The sequence below is a fragment of the Vibrio sp. La 4.2.2 genome (assembly GCF_027586995.1).
Lineage (GTDB): Bacteria > Pseudomonadota > Gammaproteobacteria > Enterobacterales > Vibrionaceae > Vibrio > Vibrio mediterranei.
The window spans coordinates 355,868-371,650 of sequence record NZ_JAPPTJ010000002.1 but is presented as its reverse complement, the minus strand read 5'-3'; the positions used below and the strand labels follow the sequence as shown (position 1 = coordinate 371,650).

General features: G+C 43.6%; 6 protein-coding genes. All 6 read right to left on the bottom strand.

Annotated elements, in window-relative coordinates; genetic code table 11:
- Positions 1 to 23 precede the first annotated feature (23 nt).
- From OH456_RS04860 to OH456_RS04835, 6 genes are read right to left on the bottom strand one after another with little or no spacing between them, the layout of a single operon-like run.
- Complete coding sequence (locus OH456_RS04860) at positions 24 to 938, bottom strand: PstS family phosphate ABC transporter substrate-binding protein (protein WP_270032921.1); 915 nt, start codon at positions 936 to 938, stop codon at positions 24 to 26.
- Positions 931 to 1,548: an OmpA family protein gene (locus OH456_RS04855; protein WP_270032920.1), complete on the bottom strand. Its 618-nt coding sequence runs from the start codon at positions 1,546 to 1,548 to the stop codon at positions 931 to 933. The genes OH456_RS04860 and OH456_RS04855 overlap by 8 nt, the downstream gene beginning before the upstream one ends.
- The gene (locus OH456_RS04850; protein WP_006073589.1) at positions 1,545 to 2,864 is read right to left on the bottom strand and encodes a TolC family outer membrane protein; all 1,320 of its coding nucleotides are present in this window, start codon (positions 2,862 to 2,864) and stop codon (positions 1,545 to 1,547) included. The genes OH456_RS04855 and OH456_RS04850 overlap by 4 nt, the downstream gene beginning before the upstream one ends.
- Before the next feature lie 18 nt (positions 2,865 to 2,882).
- Positions 2,883 to 4,211 carry an HlyD family type I secretion periplasmic adaptor subunit gene (locus OH456_RS04845; protein WP_006073588.1) on the bottom strand — a complete coding sequence of 443 codons (1,329 nt, stop codon included), beginning with the start codon at positions 4,209 to 4,211 and terminating at the stop codon, positions 2,883 to 2,885.
- Positions 4,201 to 6,345: a type I secretion system permease/ATPase gene (locus OH456_RS04840; RefSeq protein ID WP_270032919.1), complete on the bottom strand. Its 2,145-nt coding sequence runs from the start codon at positions 6,343 to 6,345 to the stop codon at positions 4,201 to 4,203. Before OH456_RS04840 ends, OH456_RS04845 begins: the two co-directional genes overlap by 11 nt.
- Positions 6,346 to 6,371: 26 nt before the next feature.
- On the bottom strand, positions 6,372 to 15,647 hold the full coding sequence (locus OH456_RS04835) for a T1SS-143 repeat domain-containing protein (RefSeq protein ID WP_270032918.1): 9,276 nt from the start codon (positions 15,645 to 15,647) through the stop codon (positions 6,372 to 6,374).
- Positions 15,648 to 15,783 lie beyond the last annotated feature (136 nt).

Sequence of the window (15,783 nt, the reverse complement as noted above, 5' to 3'; positions counted from 1 at the left end):
CTTAGGCTAGAATGCTTAAGAACTCATTTATATCCCCCTTCTATCATGGGTTCATCTAGCCTTAGTCTAATTCGATTACGTTGAATAGCCTCTGGCGGCAAACTGATGAATCCATATCGATTGAGCACTGGTTTCTGCTCTTCTGACAACGTTAAGCCAATAAAGAACTCTTCTTGCTCATTAAAATACTCTCGATTCGGAGGTAGATTTAGATACATGTAGTAAACGCTAGCCAGAGGATAACGTCCAGACAATATCGTTTCTTTATTCACATCATAAGACTCACCAAAACGGTTGGTGACTTTTAAAATATTGGTATCTTTCAGCTCATCACTATACACGGTATAACCGAGCGCCCCTTCCTCACCGGAAATTTCATTTAAAAATGTTGGTTTGTCAGACACAAAGTGCGTCGCAGCGTATTCGTCATCTTTACATGTAACCCAACTTGAAAACTCCTTGTGCATTACTAATTGATTGTCGATAGCAAAAGGAACCATAGGAATAGTGCTCTGTCCATTACCGTCCGCCCACCTCACCACATCTGGTTGTGAATGGCAGCCAAAGACTCGTTTTAGCTCCGCCACAGAAATAGATTGGGTTTGATTACTTTTATTGGCGACAATTGCTATCACATCAGCCGTAAAGAACAACTCCGTTGGCTTATAACCATGTACTTGAACAAATTTTGCCACTTCCCTGTCTTTCCATTTACGAGAGCTAATTCCCATGGCAAGTTTGTTGTTAGTGATGCTATAAGGAACATCAGTACTGCTTTTAACAGTGATATCTAATTGCTTTGCATCAACCAATGCCTGCATTAACGGGACTAAGTTGTGCTCAACCGCAACAATAGAAGGCGGTGTCATTTGCTGGTCTGCTAGGGCGAGCGGAGAAACTGCCATGCTACCGATAATTACCGTACTCAGTTTATTCACTGGGAGCCTCCACCTTAGTCGCACTGCTTAAGTTTTTTTCCGAAGTAAAGATATCCCACTCCTCGGTTACTTTCATTTCAGGCCGATAAAAAACCGCTATCGTTCGACGCTTACGTTTATGAAGCTGTTCTGTGTAATACGTTGTTTGCGTGAACTCCTGCTCCGAAATGCGTTCTGATTCAATACCCATTCGCTCAAGCTCATTACGGATTGCACCAGTACGGCGCTTAGCCAGCGCTTTGTTGTAAGTGTCGGTTCCTTCTGAGCTAGTATCCCCTATTAGAACCACATTTGAGTTGGGGTATTGCTCCAACATATCGACAAGTCGCTTTACTTTAGACGTTTGGTCGAAACGTAATTTGGATTTATCGAAATCAAAATCAACACTTACAACCACTGGTTTGTCAGAAATTTGCCAATCTGCGCAGCCAGTATTGTCGACCGCAACATGCTTGGGGGTATCAAGGCATCGATCTCTTTGATTAATAACTCCATCTTGGTCTTGATCACGTAAATCATCAATTTGATGTCTATTGGTTTTAACGTTAGGAGATTCAGCGCAGCCAAGAAGTACAAAAGGAAGGAGCCCCATGATAAATAATCGCTTCATGACGACTCTCCTTCTTTTTGCCACTCGTCTGGATGTTCAACACGTAATGCATACGTCAGCACGCCCATCGCGTTTAGCAGTCGATATGCAGCGAAGGTACGGTCGTATTTACTTCGGATATAGTTTTGTCTAGCAAGAAAGACCTCGACCTTAGCATCCAAGACATCAAGCAGACTGCGTCGTCCTACATTGAATTGCTGGATGTAACCGAGTTCAGCAATTTTTGCGGCATCGACATTTTGTTGGAGCAATCGAATTTGTTGTTCCAACATTGAGTACGCATTCCACGCAAGTTCAGTACCCTCCCTTACTTCACGTTCAGTTCGTACTCTTATGGCACGTGCCTCCTCCAAACGCCACGCCGAAGACTCCACTCGTGCATTGGTTGAAAAGCCACTGAAAATATCGTAATCCAGCGTCACCATGGCGCGCATATCTTCGTCTGGGCCCACTACGTTACCTACGTTACGATTTTTGTTTGCGTGCAACTCCAATTTAACTTCCGGATAATAATCGCCTTTTTCACGTCTAATCTCTTGCCTTGCGGCGTCCATATCAATCATTGCAGCTTGAATCTCAGGATGGTTATCAACCGCTTGTTGAACTGCCGTATCAAGGGTACTCGGGAGCAATCCGCTGTCGAATTTTGGAAAGACCAATTCGCTGCCAGGCTTGCCCACTAAGCGCAAAAACTGTGTTTTCAAATCATAGAGGTTGTTTTGGGCCGATATTTGAGATGACTGAGCGGTCGCAACACGTGCTGAGATCTGTGCTAGATCTGAGTTACTTGCCAACCCTTTCTGTTTTTTGTCTAAAACGTCTTGATAGATTTCTTGGTGCTCGAGTACATTCCTATTGGCCAATTGCAGTAACGTTTCTGCTTCTAATAGCTCTAAATATATTCTGACAACATCAAGCGATACATTTTCTGCCCTTGAAATCAGGGTTAGACGCTCAGCTTCTGCTTCATAGCCTAGGCGTTTTACATTCGCACTAGTACCGAATCCATCAAATAAGAGCTGTGATACACGAACGCCTAATTCGGTTCGGTTTAATCGTCTATCATCAGGGTCAATATAATTGCCGTTGTTATAGCGAGTTTCTTCTACGCCTGCCGCAGCATACAAATTTACTTGCGGTAAGCGATAACCACCCGCGGCATCACCATCTCTAACTACCGATTGATATCTAGAATACTGCGCAAGAACTTCTGGACTATAATCGATTGCAAATGCTACTGACTCTTCTAGTGAGATCGCGTGAGCTTGAGATGCAAACGCCACACACATAGACAGCATGAGCTTTGAACAACGCATACTTTTTCCTTGTCGTTATTATCGTTCTCGTAAAGAGTTCTGTTTCGCTCTCAGTATTGGTTTTAACCAATAACTCAAAACTGTTTTTTCCCCAGTTAAAATGTCCACTGCTGCCTGCATTCCAGGAATGACTGTAAAGGATTTTTCTTCGAGTGCTTGCTGATCCAGTTCAATGTGAGCTCGATAGTAAGCCGCACCATCCTCAGTTTGCAACGCATCGGCACTGACATACGTCACCTTGCCTTTTTGTCCACCATATATAACAAAATCATAGGCCGAAAATTTAACTGTTGCCTCCAAACCCACTGAAATAAAAGCAATATCTTTAGGAGCAATCTTCGCTTCTACGATCAAACCCGAATTTTTGGGTACCAACTCCATAATCGGTTCACCAGGTCGAACGACACCGCCAATGGTTCGAACGAACACTTCTTTAACGGTGGCGTCTACTGGTGACTCAATCTGAGTTCGGCGTAGTTGGTCGGCAATGGCTTGTCGGCTCTCTTTCAATTGCGCTATCGTCGCGGAGATTTCATTGAGTTGACCTTGAGCCTTAGTTCGATAATTGAGCGCAATGCCTCTGTGATCAGCTATTGCTTCAGCGTAAGCGGCTCGCTGTTTTTGAGCCGAAACCTTTGCACTCGATAAATCGCCTTCCAGTCTGATGACATCGCGATTCAGTTTAAGTAACTCCACTTCAGCCACCGCACCACTTTCAACGACAGATTTGAGTAAATCACGTTCTTTCTTAACTATCGCTAAACTACTTTGCAGAGTTCGAATGCTAGATTGAGTATCACTAACCGCTTGTGCTTGTTGCTCGATTCTAAGTTTTGATTCTTCTAGCTCTGAGATGACTTGCTCTAGCCGTTCATAATAGTTAGCCTTTGCATTAAATAGCGCCGCGCTAGAGGTATCGTTGGTAACAATATCGAAAGGCGTCACTGTCACCTGTTTTTGCCAATCACTTTGTTGGTTGTCGACTTTAACTGATGCCAGCTCCGCCTCTAAGCGGACTCTTTGGGCGGCAAGGCTATCAAACTGCTTACCCGACTCTTGGAATGACGCTCTAAATCGTGTGTCATCCAAAATCGCTAATGGCTGGCCTTTTATGACCGAGTCACCTTGTCTCACTAGTATGTTCTCTATCAACCCGCCCTCTAGAGACTGAATGGTTTGCACAGACTGACTTGGAACGACTGACCCCTCTCCGACGACAACTTCATCAAGAGTAGCCCATGATGCCCAACCAATAATAACCGTGACTAAAGCTGCAACAATCCAAATTAGCTTTCTGGAGCGATAAGCCAATTGACGATTGTTCCATTCGATGTGACTAGTGCTCATGGCTACCTCCTTTTATGACGGAGATATTTTTGACTTTGTGTTTACTAGATCGACGTTCGAAAATATCCTTGGGTGATCCTTCTAGCGCAATTTTCCCCCGTTCAAGGACTATTACACGGTCGCATAAAGCCAGGAATGACTGCCTATGAGAACTAATGACCATGGTGATATTTTTAGGCATTCTTAATAGAGCATGATAGAAACGCTGTTCAGCTTGACTATCTAAAGCACTGGTTGGCTCATCTAATGCAAGTAGCTTTGGTTGACGATACAACGCTCGCGCTAACGCCACAGCTTGTCGTTGCCCTCCAGATAAATTTCGCCCACCTTCTCCAACTTGAGTTTCTAACCCATTGACTAGGCGAGGCATATAATCGTTCAACCCAGAGTATTGAATTGCGTACGCCAATCTTTGTTCATCAAACTGAGTATCACCAAAGGTAATATTTTCGAAAACAGAACCGAAAAACAGCACACTATGCTGAGCAACCCAACCCGTGTTTTCACGCAACACACTGTGAGGCCATAATTTTGAATCCAAACCTTCAAAATAGACTTGACCACTACTTGGCTCATATTGCTTCAACAGCAAAGACATTAACGTAGACTTACCGGCCCCAGCGGCCCCTACAATGCCAATCCTTTCGCCTGCTTTAATCTCGATATCGATTCCTGATAACACTTCAGCGTGCATCTCGGGATAGACAAAACCTACATTATCGAGTTTGATATGACCATTAAAGCTACCTCGTTCCAACACCTGATGGTTGGTATCTTCTTGAGGCAAGCTCATGATTTGATTTAGCCCTTCCATTGCTGTTTTTGATTGTTGGTATCTCAGCATTAGCATCGACAGCTGATTAATCGAGCTTCCAGCACGTCCACTTAGCATCACTATCGCTATTAAGCCTCCCATAGTGAGCAGACCTTCTGCGATCTGATAAACGCCGAAGACAATGAGTGACACTGTCACTATCTGTTGGCTAGATTGAATGCAATGCGAAACAATATTTGTGTAGGTTCGTGAACGGCTTTGCCACGTAGAAAGAGATGAGACGACCTGTTCCCAACGTTTTTGTAGTAAACCTTGAGCATTGTTCTGTTTGATTTCAGACAGTGCGTTGAGGCTTTCAATGAGCTGCGCCTGGCGTTGAGTAGAAAGACGGGAGGTTTCCTCTAACGTCCCTTCTACTTTCCTTTTCATAGCAACACTGATGACTACTAAAAGTAGCATGACGCCCATAGGAATTAGCATCATCGCCCCACCTAACCAGCCTATTAACACCAAAAATAGAAACGTAAAAGGCAGATCCACAAGTGTGACTAACGTTACAGAGGTCAAAAACTCTTTGACCGAATCGAAGTCTTGCAGCTGTCTTGAAAATGCACCAACAGATTGAGGTCGGTTTTCTAACCTCATCCCCATTGTTTTACTAAACAGCTGTGATGAGAGTTTGCTGTCAACGTAGCGGCTGGCCATATCCGTAACCGAACTTCGTGACTCTTTGAGTATCCAGTCAAATACAATCACTATAGCCACACCAATCGACAGAACCCACAGTGTGTTAAAGGCTTGATTGGGCACCACTCGGTCATAAACATTCATAGTAAATAAAGGGACAACGAGTGCGAGCACGTTTATTACAAACGAGGCCACCAGCAAGTCACGGTACCAAGGGCGTACTTCCTTGATTGCCATTAATAGCCAATGCGCTGGAGTATGCTGTTTTAGGTCATCGACTCTCTCATCTATTATGCTGTTGGCATTGATTTGCCATAACGCGGTGTCTATTTGTGCTCTAAATTCAGAAATATCGACCGTACTTTGTTTAAACTCTTGTTCAACATTAAGGTATGTAATCTGTTGTCCATCCACTCCTATCACAATCAATGGATTACGTGTCACCGACTCAACAACGACCAATGGTAATGCTGCTTTCGTGATATCTGCAATCGACAACTCCATAATATCGATACCAAGCCGTTCCAAAGCTCTAGAAAATATCCCCTCGGACAGTTTTCCTTCATCTAAAGGAAGTCCAGATTTTATTTTGACTGGATGACAACGCACTTCAAAGTGCCTACATAACCACTGTATAGCCTGTAACCAATAATCCTTGTCTGTTTTATCCACTGCGTTTCCCTACTACTTAGATTGGTTTAAGACAAAATTAGGTTTTGGTCGTCGATCATTTTTTGAATAATGTCAACTTCAGCCACTCCACTGGTGCTGTTCCCTCCGTATAACTGTTCCAGTGTTGTGTTTTCTAAAACTATGTGATGCTTAACCGTTGTTCCATCAGGTTTAAGGTCAATCCTGACGTTCGATCCTTCTTGGACCAGATCCATTTGTTGATCTGCCTCAGCAGCCGTCGACACGCCCGCTAGGATGTCACTCAAATCAATAGAGTCAGTGTTAGCACCCGTATCGTAATCACTGATGGTGTCGGTATGAGTGATAAGCCCTAGCTCATCAGCACCAAAATAAAACGTGTCAGCCCCAGCCCCTCCAGTTAAAGTGTCACTGCCGTTACCACCATCGATAAAATCATCACCACCTCTACCGTCAAATGTATCGGATTTACTGGTACCCAAAAAGCGGTCGTCTTCGAATGCCGAAGTTGCACTGTCATCAATCGCGGTATCCGTATCGTAGAGCGTTATTTGAAGCTCAGTGCTGAGCCCATCGGCGCTATTGCCATTGATTTCAGCACTTGGTTCTAAGGTTAAAGTAAATTCCAATGGACTATCATCAGGGATGACTGGATATCCTGTTATAGCCAGATCGGCAACATCAGCTAAGTCCACAACCCAATCGCTCCCACTTGCTTGTCCTTTGGATAACGTGATATCTGATGGCAATCCAATAATGGTCAGCTTTCCCGTCTCGCTATCCGCAGGATTCACTAATGACAGTTCGAGCCCTAACGGTATATTTCCTTCTGCAATCGAGTATATGGCATCATATTCAAGGGTAAGAATTGGCTCGTCTGGCTCCGGCGTTATAGAAAGGTGAACCGTACTTTGTTTGAATGGACCTGCATCATAAACTCGATTGCCAAGCACTGTATTCTGATCCAGAGTATCGGCAGTGATAGTCATATCTATTTCACCAAACGCATTACCTGCAAAAAGTTCAATACTATTAATGGAACTAGCGCTCACAATAATAATGGCGGTTGCAATATTACCCACTTGAACAAATTTCGCTGTTTTGCCGTCGATCCTGATACTTTCTATACCATCAATAGCATTAGGGTCGTCAGTCCCTTTAACCGTGACGACTATCGTTAGAGACTCATCGCTATTCGTTTCTAAACTGGTAATCTCAACGGGGATATCAATCACTGCATCTTCATCCCCCGATACCGAATCTGGCAATCCAAAAAACTCGATGTCATCACCGATAGGTTTTACCCCAAGAGTAAAGTTGGATTCAGTAATTCGAGTATCACCTGTGGCAAGTTCTTGGGTAATGGCTCTTAACTCAAGTGGAATATCACCACTGAAGTCCAGAGGTGGCAGAATAAAGGTGTCATTCAGCGTGGCGACATCCAACTGCCATTCATAGGTAGGTGAACCATTAAACGTCCCGCCATCTGGGCCATTATTAGGTACTAATTGATAACTAGACCCCGACTTAATCACAACGACCGCACCTTCGGGAACCCCTGACAGACTGAGAGACATATTTTCAGAGCCATCTTTATCGATCAGGTCCGCACTTAGCGTCGCAAGTGAAATGTAGCTATCCTCATCGCCCAAAATATCAGTTGTTACTAGATCTGCAGGGTCAACAATAGGATTAATAGTGACGATTTTGGTGACGGTTTTAATTTGAGTATCTGTCTCAGCAAGACAATCTGTCTTATCGGTAATTGAAACGGTTGCTGTTAACGATAAATCACCACTGAAATTCTCTGGAGGGACGAGTTTTACTTCCGGTAGTTTAGTCACATCAGTTAATGTCCAAGAACCGTCACCATTATCAACCAACCAGCTAGGATCCCCATCTGCAGAGAGCTGAGCACCACCAGAAACTGCGATAGTGAAGGAATTGACCGTTTCCTTTCCGGTTGCAGAGTCACCTTCGCCGATGACGGTTTGTCCTAATTCAATTGAATCACCCAACACTAACGTTAGGTCTAGATCAGTAGTGACGTCTTCATCGATATCGGTAAACGCTGTCGATAAAATGATCTCATCCACCACGGGTTTAATGTCAATGTTAATGGTTTGGGTTGTCGTCAGTGAAGAGCCATCACAGCTTGAAGTTTCCGTCGTTTCTATTGAAAAAGATAAGCAGCCAGCGAAGTCTTCATCTAACCCTGTAATCTGCAAATTACTCAGTCCTGTTTGACTGATCGAATACCCAATGAGTTCGCCATCATTATCGTAAACAGGAATCACGCCATTCCCTTGAAGCTCTACACCGTCCGGTAGAGACGAGGTAGGAACATAAAACGAAATCTCATTGTCTGGATCACTGGCAATATCAGGATCAAGCAACCCTGATAAGTCTAGGACCTCTGTCCCTTCATCGAATTCTATATCATCGCCAGTTTCGATAGGCTCTGGCGGTCCGATCGGATCACAGGGTTGACCTCCACCACTGTGTCCCGTTACTTGAATTTGAAAGACACCATCAATATAACGAGCGTCATCTCCGTCAACGACTCGCGCTTTTACAACAATATCTAAAATAGGCGTGTCTGTTTTACTCTCAATTGAAATGCCATCGAGAATCAATTTACCCAACTCTTGGATCGAGTCACTCGTTAATCCTTGCGCTGATATCAACCAATTACCATCTGGTGTTTGCTGAGGCTCATTGCCTGAGCTAGTCACAAAAAGTTCATAGCCAGTGGGAATCTCTAAAATGATATAATCAAGATACTCTGAGCCATCTATGTCCTCATCGATAAACTTAACCGCTGAAGAGACATCAACAGGCGAGCCGTCATCGCTAACAAACAAATCAATGGATGTTTCTAAACGAGTATCTATTTCAACTTTAGCAGCGACAGCAATAGTCAGTTCACCAATTATCGTTTTTTCACTCGTATCTCCTAATCCAGACGTATCAGTTACTTCATAACGGATTGGTATGCTAAACGTATCACTGAGATCTTCCTTAGGTACGACACTAAGACGCCCACTATTTAGCAAGCTATCTAATGTCGGTGTTGTAGCGTCGAGTAGTGTTTCCAGATCCAAACCTGAAGACGGAACGCTGATAACTGTACCATCAAAGTAGAGCGTAAGATCCGAAGGCACTGAATCGATAATGTAACCTGTCAAAGTTTCACTTTTATCGTTGTCACCACTAATTCTTGGCTCTAGGTTCAATGATATCTGTGCATCTTCTACACCTGTGGTCACTACAGACAACCCATCGCTCTGGTCAACGACCGGTAACAAATCGATCTGTACTGTATAGTCAAAGGAACCTGAATCGCCGTCTGGCTCTGTCGACACGACCGTTGCATCAAAGGTCATTCGTCCACTGAAATCTTCGAGCGGTTTTATATAAAGAGCAGCAAGTTCACTATTACTGACCTGGTAGATATTACCTGTAATAGGGTCAATTTCTGCGATGGTAAGTGCTACTGGATTACCAGCGCTATCTACCAGAGAAATATCATCCGGTATATTAGTGATCAAAATATTCAGCGTTTCAGACACATCATCATCACTTGTGATGAACTCAAAGTCTAATGGCACGAGGCCATCTTCAAGAAAGCTCCCTATCGATTGAATTGTATTGGTATTGCTATCGAAGTCCCAATTACCATTACCTCCATCTTGTGCGATGGGCGGATCTACAACACCTTTAAGATGAATATTGATAGTCTTTGAATCACTGTAGGCTTCATCATTCACCGGTGCTAAACCGTCGATGGTCGACTCGATTGCTACCGCAGTCACTTGAATCGATAGGGATTCAGTTACCGAGCTGATATCCTGTTTTGGGACTAGTAACGCTTGTGAGTTCAATATCGCCTCAGAGTCCACACGATACGTATTTGCTGAAATTAATTGATAACCACTACCTGTAAATGACCAACCATCTTGAACTACAATGTCATATTTAAGAGTCTCTGAACCGTCAGTGTCCGTTAAATTACCGAAAATGGCTGCTTTTAGGTCTATCGTTTGATCTTCTAGCCCTCTGATATCTTTAACCGTAAGCTCAGGCTGATCTGCATCGGGAGAGACTTTAATCACCACGACATTGGCTATTTCTTCAGTCTTATCGTCAGGGCTCGAAAAACTGTTGCCTTTTTCTGTCGCGATAGCTTTGATATCGAAACTAAACTCACCTGCTAGATCTTTATGTACCGTGATCGTCATCTGGTCCAACTGACTCTGAGTATAGCTTTTACCTTCGACGATCTTACTGCCATCAAGCTTAATCGTTATACCGTTAGGAATATTAGAGATCTGATAGGAGAGTTTTTCTGAGGTATCAGTGTCGGCTAACTGGGCATCAATATTTAGTGGGAATGTTCTGTCGATATCTTCCGTCAAGGCATATTCAAACTGCGAGCTTGCCCAGTCAGGAGCGTCTGCCACTGGCAACACAGAAATATCTAGATTTTCACTATTAACATCTTCGTCCGCCACACCAGTCCTAGTTATCGTTGCCCCAATAACTAAAGCAACGACATTCCCAGTGAGGGTGGTATTCGATTCATTCTGCTTAGGGACATAAGTCAACACACCATCAGGAACAAAATAGTCTCCTGCACCTCTAGAGATCTGTGCGTCTGTCAAGGTAACCACACCGCTTCCATCGGGAACTAAAGCCACACTATCAAGATAGAGCGTCCCGCCTTGAAGGTCACTCAACGTTATTGCGCTGACATTTTCATTTTGGTCGAAATCACCCACATAGACTTTGATATCTAATGTGGCCGTTTCATCCTCTCGAATCTCAGTGTTGGTAACTCGTATGACTCCTGTTGAGTCATCTAGAATCAATGAAGCGGTACTTGTCACCGTATCGCCATCAAAGTCAGTGACGGTGAATTCAATATCGTCAACCAACGCTGGGCTTGCATCTACATTTGTATCAGTTGCAATGGTATATCTACCATCAGAATGCAATGTAAGTGTGCCATAACTCGAGTTAGCATTATTTTGGTTAGTAAGCGTAATGACTTCAGGGTCATTCGTTAAGAAATCATATTCTGTTGACTCGTATTTAAACGATGTAATCGTGGCGCCATCTACGCCCATAGCAGATGTACTGAGTAAGTTGCCTGAAAAGGTTTCACCTTCTGTCAATTCTAAAGTTTCACTAGTCACTGAGGGCACATCGTCTGTTACGACTACCGTCAGGTTTGTTACTACCGATATGTCCCCATCAGCATCCGTCGCATAAACAGGGAAATCGATATCCAATGTATTGGTTCCATTACCTAGAGGGTGATCGAGCGGCTTTGTAAGAACAAACTCTGCAGATCCATCAAGGTTCAATCGAATTCGAAAAACCTCTTCACCAGATATCGCCTGACTAGCAATATACCAATCATCAATGTTACTCGCTGTGAGCATGATATTGTCGCCGCCACTGGAATAACCAGCAGCGTTAAAGGTCGATAAGTCGATATCTATTGCCACTATCGCATCGGAACCTCGCACAAATTCAAGCGCATTTGATAGAACAATATCCACTTCAGGAGAATCAGCGAGAAGCGCTTCATCAATCGCAAGGTCATGAGTAACTAAAGAGGGGTCACCACCATCATAGATTTTTACTGTCGATACTGCCGTTGTTTCAGTCCCGTCAACATCTCTTGCCACTACGGGTAAGTTAATAGACAACTCATTTAAACTACCATCATTGCCATGGTCTACCTCTTTAAATACTCGAAACGACAATTGGAAACTCGATGTGAGTCCAGATTCGACCTCGTAATCATTTGGCAAGCCCACTCGAAACACAACTACGCCGTTTTCATCAACACCATCAAACGTTTTGTCACCGTTGTCGCGCCAAACAATGTTTAGCCCATTAGTGGTAATTGGGTTTCCTAACGAATCAACAACCGCATTACCGCTTGTAATACCCAGATCCACTTCGACGATATTGTCTTCCGACGCGGTAATAAATATTGCGCTGCTATCGCTCGTTGTTATTTCATCAGGCGCTGTGCCTTTTGGTAATTCAGTGACTTCAAGCGCAGTTGTACCTAAAGATGCTTCGCCCGAATCATTAACGGTAACATTCAACGTTAATTTGGTGACATCTTTGTCAGAATCTCTTGCGGTAACAATAAAGGGAAGCTGCATCGGATCAGAGGTATTATCTATTTGCTGCTTTAGTTCGAACGTGTAATCAACCAAACCTCCTGTACTTGCATCCGGTGAAGTAAAGGAAATAATAAAAACCACATTCGAAATATCACCAATGTACCCTGTCAAAATTGAACCTGTGGGGCTTAAGGTGTAAAGCACTTCTTCTCCATTGCTATACACTAAGGGCTGTTCGCCAATCTCAAAGTATACTGAGGCATTATTGGAGATGTTTGTATCAAGATCATCAGCACCGAGTGCAACATCAAATTGACCAGCCCCCGACGCAGAATCAGTACTGACATCGCTTTCTGATACGGAAGCATCACTAATTGACGTTAATACGGGATCCGAACCATCCTCAATTAACAAAGTAAACTCACCAGATTCTAAATCGGTGCCATCTGTGTCTTTCCCTCCTATAAGCAAAGGTAGTTTCAGCAGATCGTTTTTATTCGGATGGTTTAAAGGGCGCTCAAGGATTATCTTCACATTACCCGTTACATACGTAGAGTCACCGGAAGATACTGCGCCTGATAAGGTAATGGTAAAGACTGTTTGACTGCCCGACGTGGCAGTAATGACTGTCGAATCGTTATTTAGGCTATAACTCAGGGCCATTAGATTGGCACCACTGGTCAGGGCAAGGTTATCTAGCAAGTTGATAGTCGAAGCTTCAAAAAACAGACTGTTCGGATCTGGATTATCTGAACCTGGAGCAACTGAGAACTGGGCATTGATGGTTTGGGGACGCAAATCGGCATCAGCTTCAATAAAAGACGTAGAACCTTCTAACACCTCACCGGCATCACCGTCACGAATAAAGATGGTCGCAGTAGCCTGACCAAAATCATTTTCTTGGTCACTAGCAAAATAATCGAATTGAATTTTAGGATTAGTCGAAGCGTCTTGATTTCGGTTCGCAGCGAAGTTGTAGTGTCCGTTGGCAAACACACTGAGCTGCCCTTCAGATAAAGTTACCACCGTTGGAGTACTGCCGCTGACCGCGTACTCCACATTATCAACGATTATTTTGTTTATGGTTAATGCGCCATCGAGATCGATATCATTATTCAGAACGTTACCTGATCGAACCTCTCCCTCGGTAACAAAAGAGAAATCATTAAACAATACCGGAGCGATATCAACGATGTTTATCGGTAAATGCCCAATAACCACTTCCGTGGTGCCGTCTGCGTCAGTTTGAGTTCCTTGTACTAAAAGAGCCGTTTGAATGGAGTTTAATGGCGCATCTTGATCGATCACTTCTTTAAAAGCGATGTTCACCGAATCACCGGCTAATGTAGCAATAAATACCGTTTCACCGTCACTACGAACGCCAGTTATGACTCGGTTTGTCACCGTTACCGTTATGCTCAAACCATTGGACGTGAGCTGATCAATTAAGTCTTGTTCTTCATAAAATTTAAAGTCTGCATTTTGAATGCGTATATCCGATTCTTTATCTTGGGAACCAAAGATCCCCACTACGGTGTCAGAAAATGCCAGCGATTCCGGTAATATAATGGTCGGCATGTCGTCGATAGCAGTGTTCCCGACCGCGTTTGAAACTTTTGCGTCTAGTGTCCACTCAACACCCTTATCGAGTAAACCAATGTCTATACCATTGACCATCCAGTTGCCAGAGTTATCGACATTACCCTGAAACTCCAATGTCGTTACGCCATCACTCACAATGACTGTAACAGGTAACCCTTCTTCTACGAGTCCTGTCGTTCCTTGCAGAGTAGTCAGGTTGCCAGCACGAAACGAAAGGATATTGAACCCTTGCAGAGTATCAATATCAATAGTTGGCTTTACGACATCAATCGTAGACGTATCAGCCGCTGACGCTGGGTTTCCGGCTACGTCAACGGTGGAAGCAACCACATTTAGTGGTCCATTACTAAACGAAGATAGATCAACACCAGATACGCTCCAAGCACTATTCGTTACCGTTGCACTTAGATTAAGCGGCGATCCGTTTTGGCCTGTAATAACAATCTCAACGATCTGACCGTCTTCAACATCAGTCACAGTTCCTGAGATCGTTGAGTTAGTTATCTCGTTTTCATTGATGACCCCATCCATGTCATCGATCGATACCGTAATAAGGGCTTGAGTATCTTTAATAATGGTATCGGTGGAGTTTGCAGGATTACCTGCAATATCGATGGTGGAAGCTTCAATGGTCAAGACTCCATCTTCTAGAGTCGTTACATCCAGAGTATTGACATTCCACACTCCGACTTCATCAACCGTAGATGAGCCTGTAATCGAGTTACCTTGTTCATCGGTAATTACCCAATTGATAGGCTGTCCAGATTCAACATTTGCGACGCTACCCAAATAAGCACTTGTACTAACCTCTATGGCATTAAGGTAGTCGTCACCAAAACCATCTGCTTCAACGGTAATGTTCGCCAGTGTATCTTTTATCGTTTCGTCATTAGCAGAAATGCTATTACCAAAGTCGTCAGAAACAGCGGCATTAACACTCAACGGTCCTTCCATTAGTTCTGTTAGAACAACTCCAGTGACAGAGTATGCATTGTCCTGAGTGATTGCTTGAGCTTCTACAATATTACCTTGTTGATCGGAAATCGTTATCTGAACTATTCGGCCGTCACGAACGTCGGTTGTTGTTCCGACAATTGTGACATTTGGTACCTCGAACTGGTTCTCGTAACCATCCCCACCATCTAAAATATCTACCGTGATTTGAGCTTGCTCTGAGAGGATATCGAGTGCTAATAACTCTGGTCGAGTTTCTTGAGAGTCAAATATTCCTGGCCTGGTATCAAATCCTGCTTGGGCGATCGTTTCATCCAAAGTTGCTTTTAAGGCAATGACAAACCCTGCACTGTCGCTAGAGCCTGAATTGGTCTCATCAACAGTCCCATTTGCATTTGTAATGTTATTAGATAGGTTATTTATCGTCTGAGATAACACGCGCTCCGTATCAGCAATTTGTGTCTCAGACAATTGAACATCTTCGCCGAGTTCTTGAACTTCTTGCTTTACAAACTGGACCCCTTTTAACAATACTTCGTCATTCGATACGCGTTCCCACGATCCATCGGCAAATACTTTCCACACAACATCGCCTAGCTGCATGTAAAGAACTGGTACCATACTCAAACCCCAAACCACACTAACTTATTCATTAAGATTAGTATTTCTTGAGACCGCTGCTTGAAATGTTGCTAAAAATGCATTCAGTTCTCAGTTTTTAAACAGCATTAGTGCTTATTCGTTGCAATATTGACAT

Bases quoted from the DNA above. Each gene is read 5' to 3' on its own strand.
- OH456_RS04855 (WP_270032920.1), bottom strand. From the start codon at position 1,548: ATGAAGCGATTATTTATCATGGGGCTCCTTCCTTTTGTACTTCTTGGC.
- OH456_RS04850 (WP_006073589.1), bottom strand. From the start codon at position 2,864: ATGCGTTGTTCAAAGCTCATGCTGTCTATGTGTGTGGCGTTTGCATCT.
- OH456_RS04845 (WP_006073588.1), bottom strand. From the start codon at position 4,211: ATGAGCACTAGTCACATCGAATGGAACAATCGTCAATTGGCTTATCGC.
- OH456_RS04835 (WP_270032918.1), bottom strand. From the start codon at position 15,647: ATGGTACCAGTTCTTTACATGCAGCTAGGCGATGTTGTGTGGAAAGTA.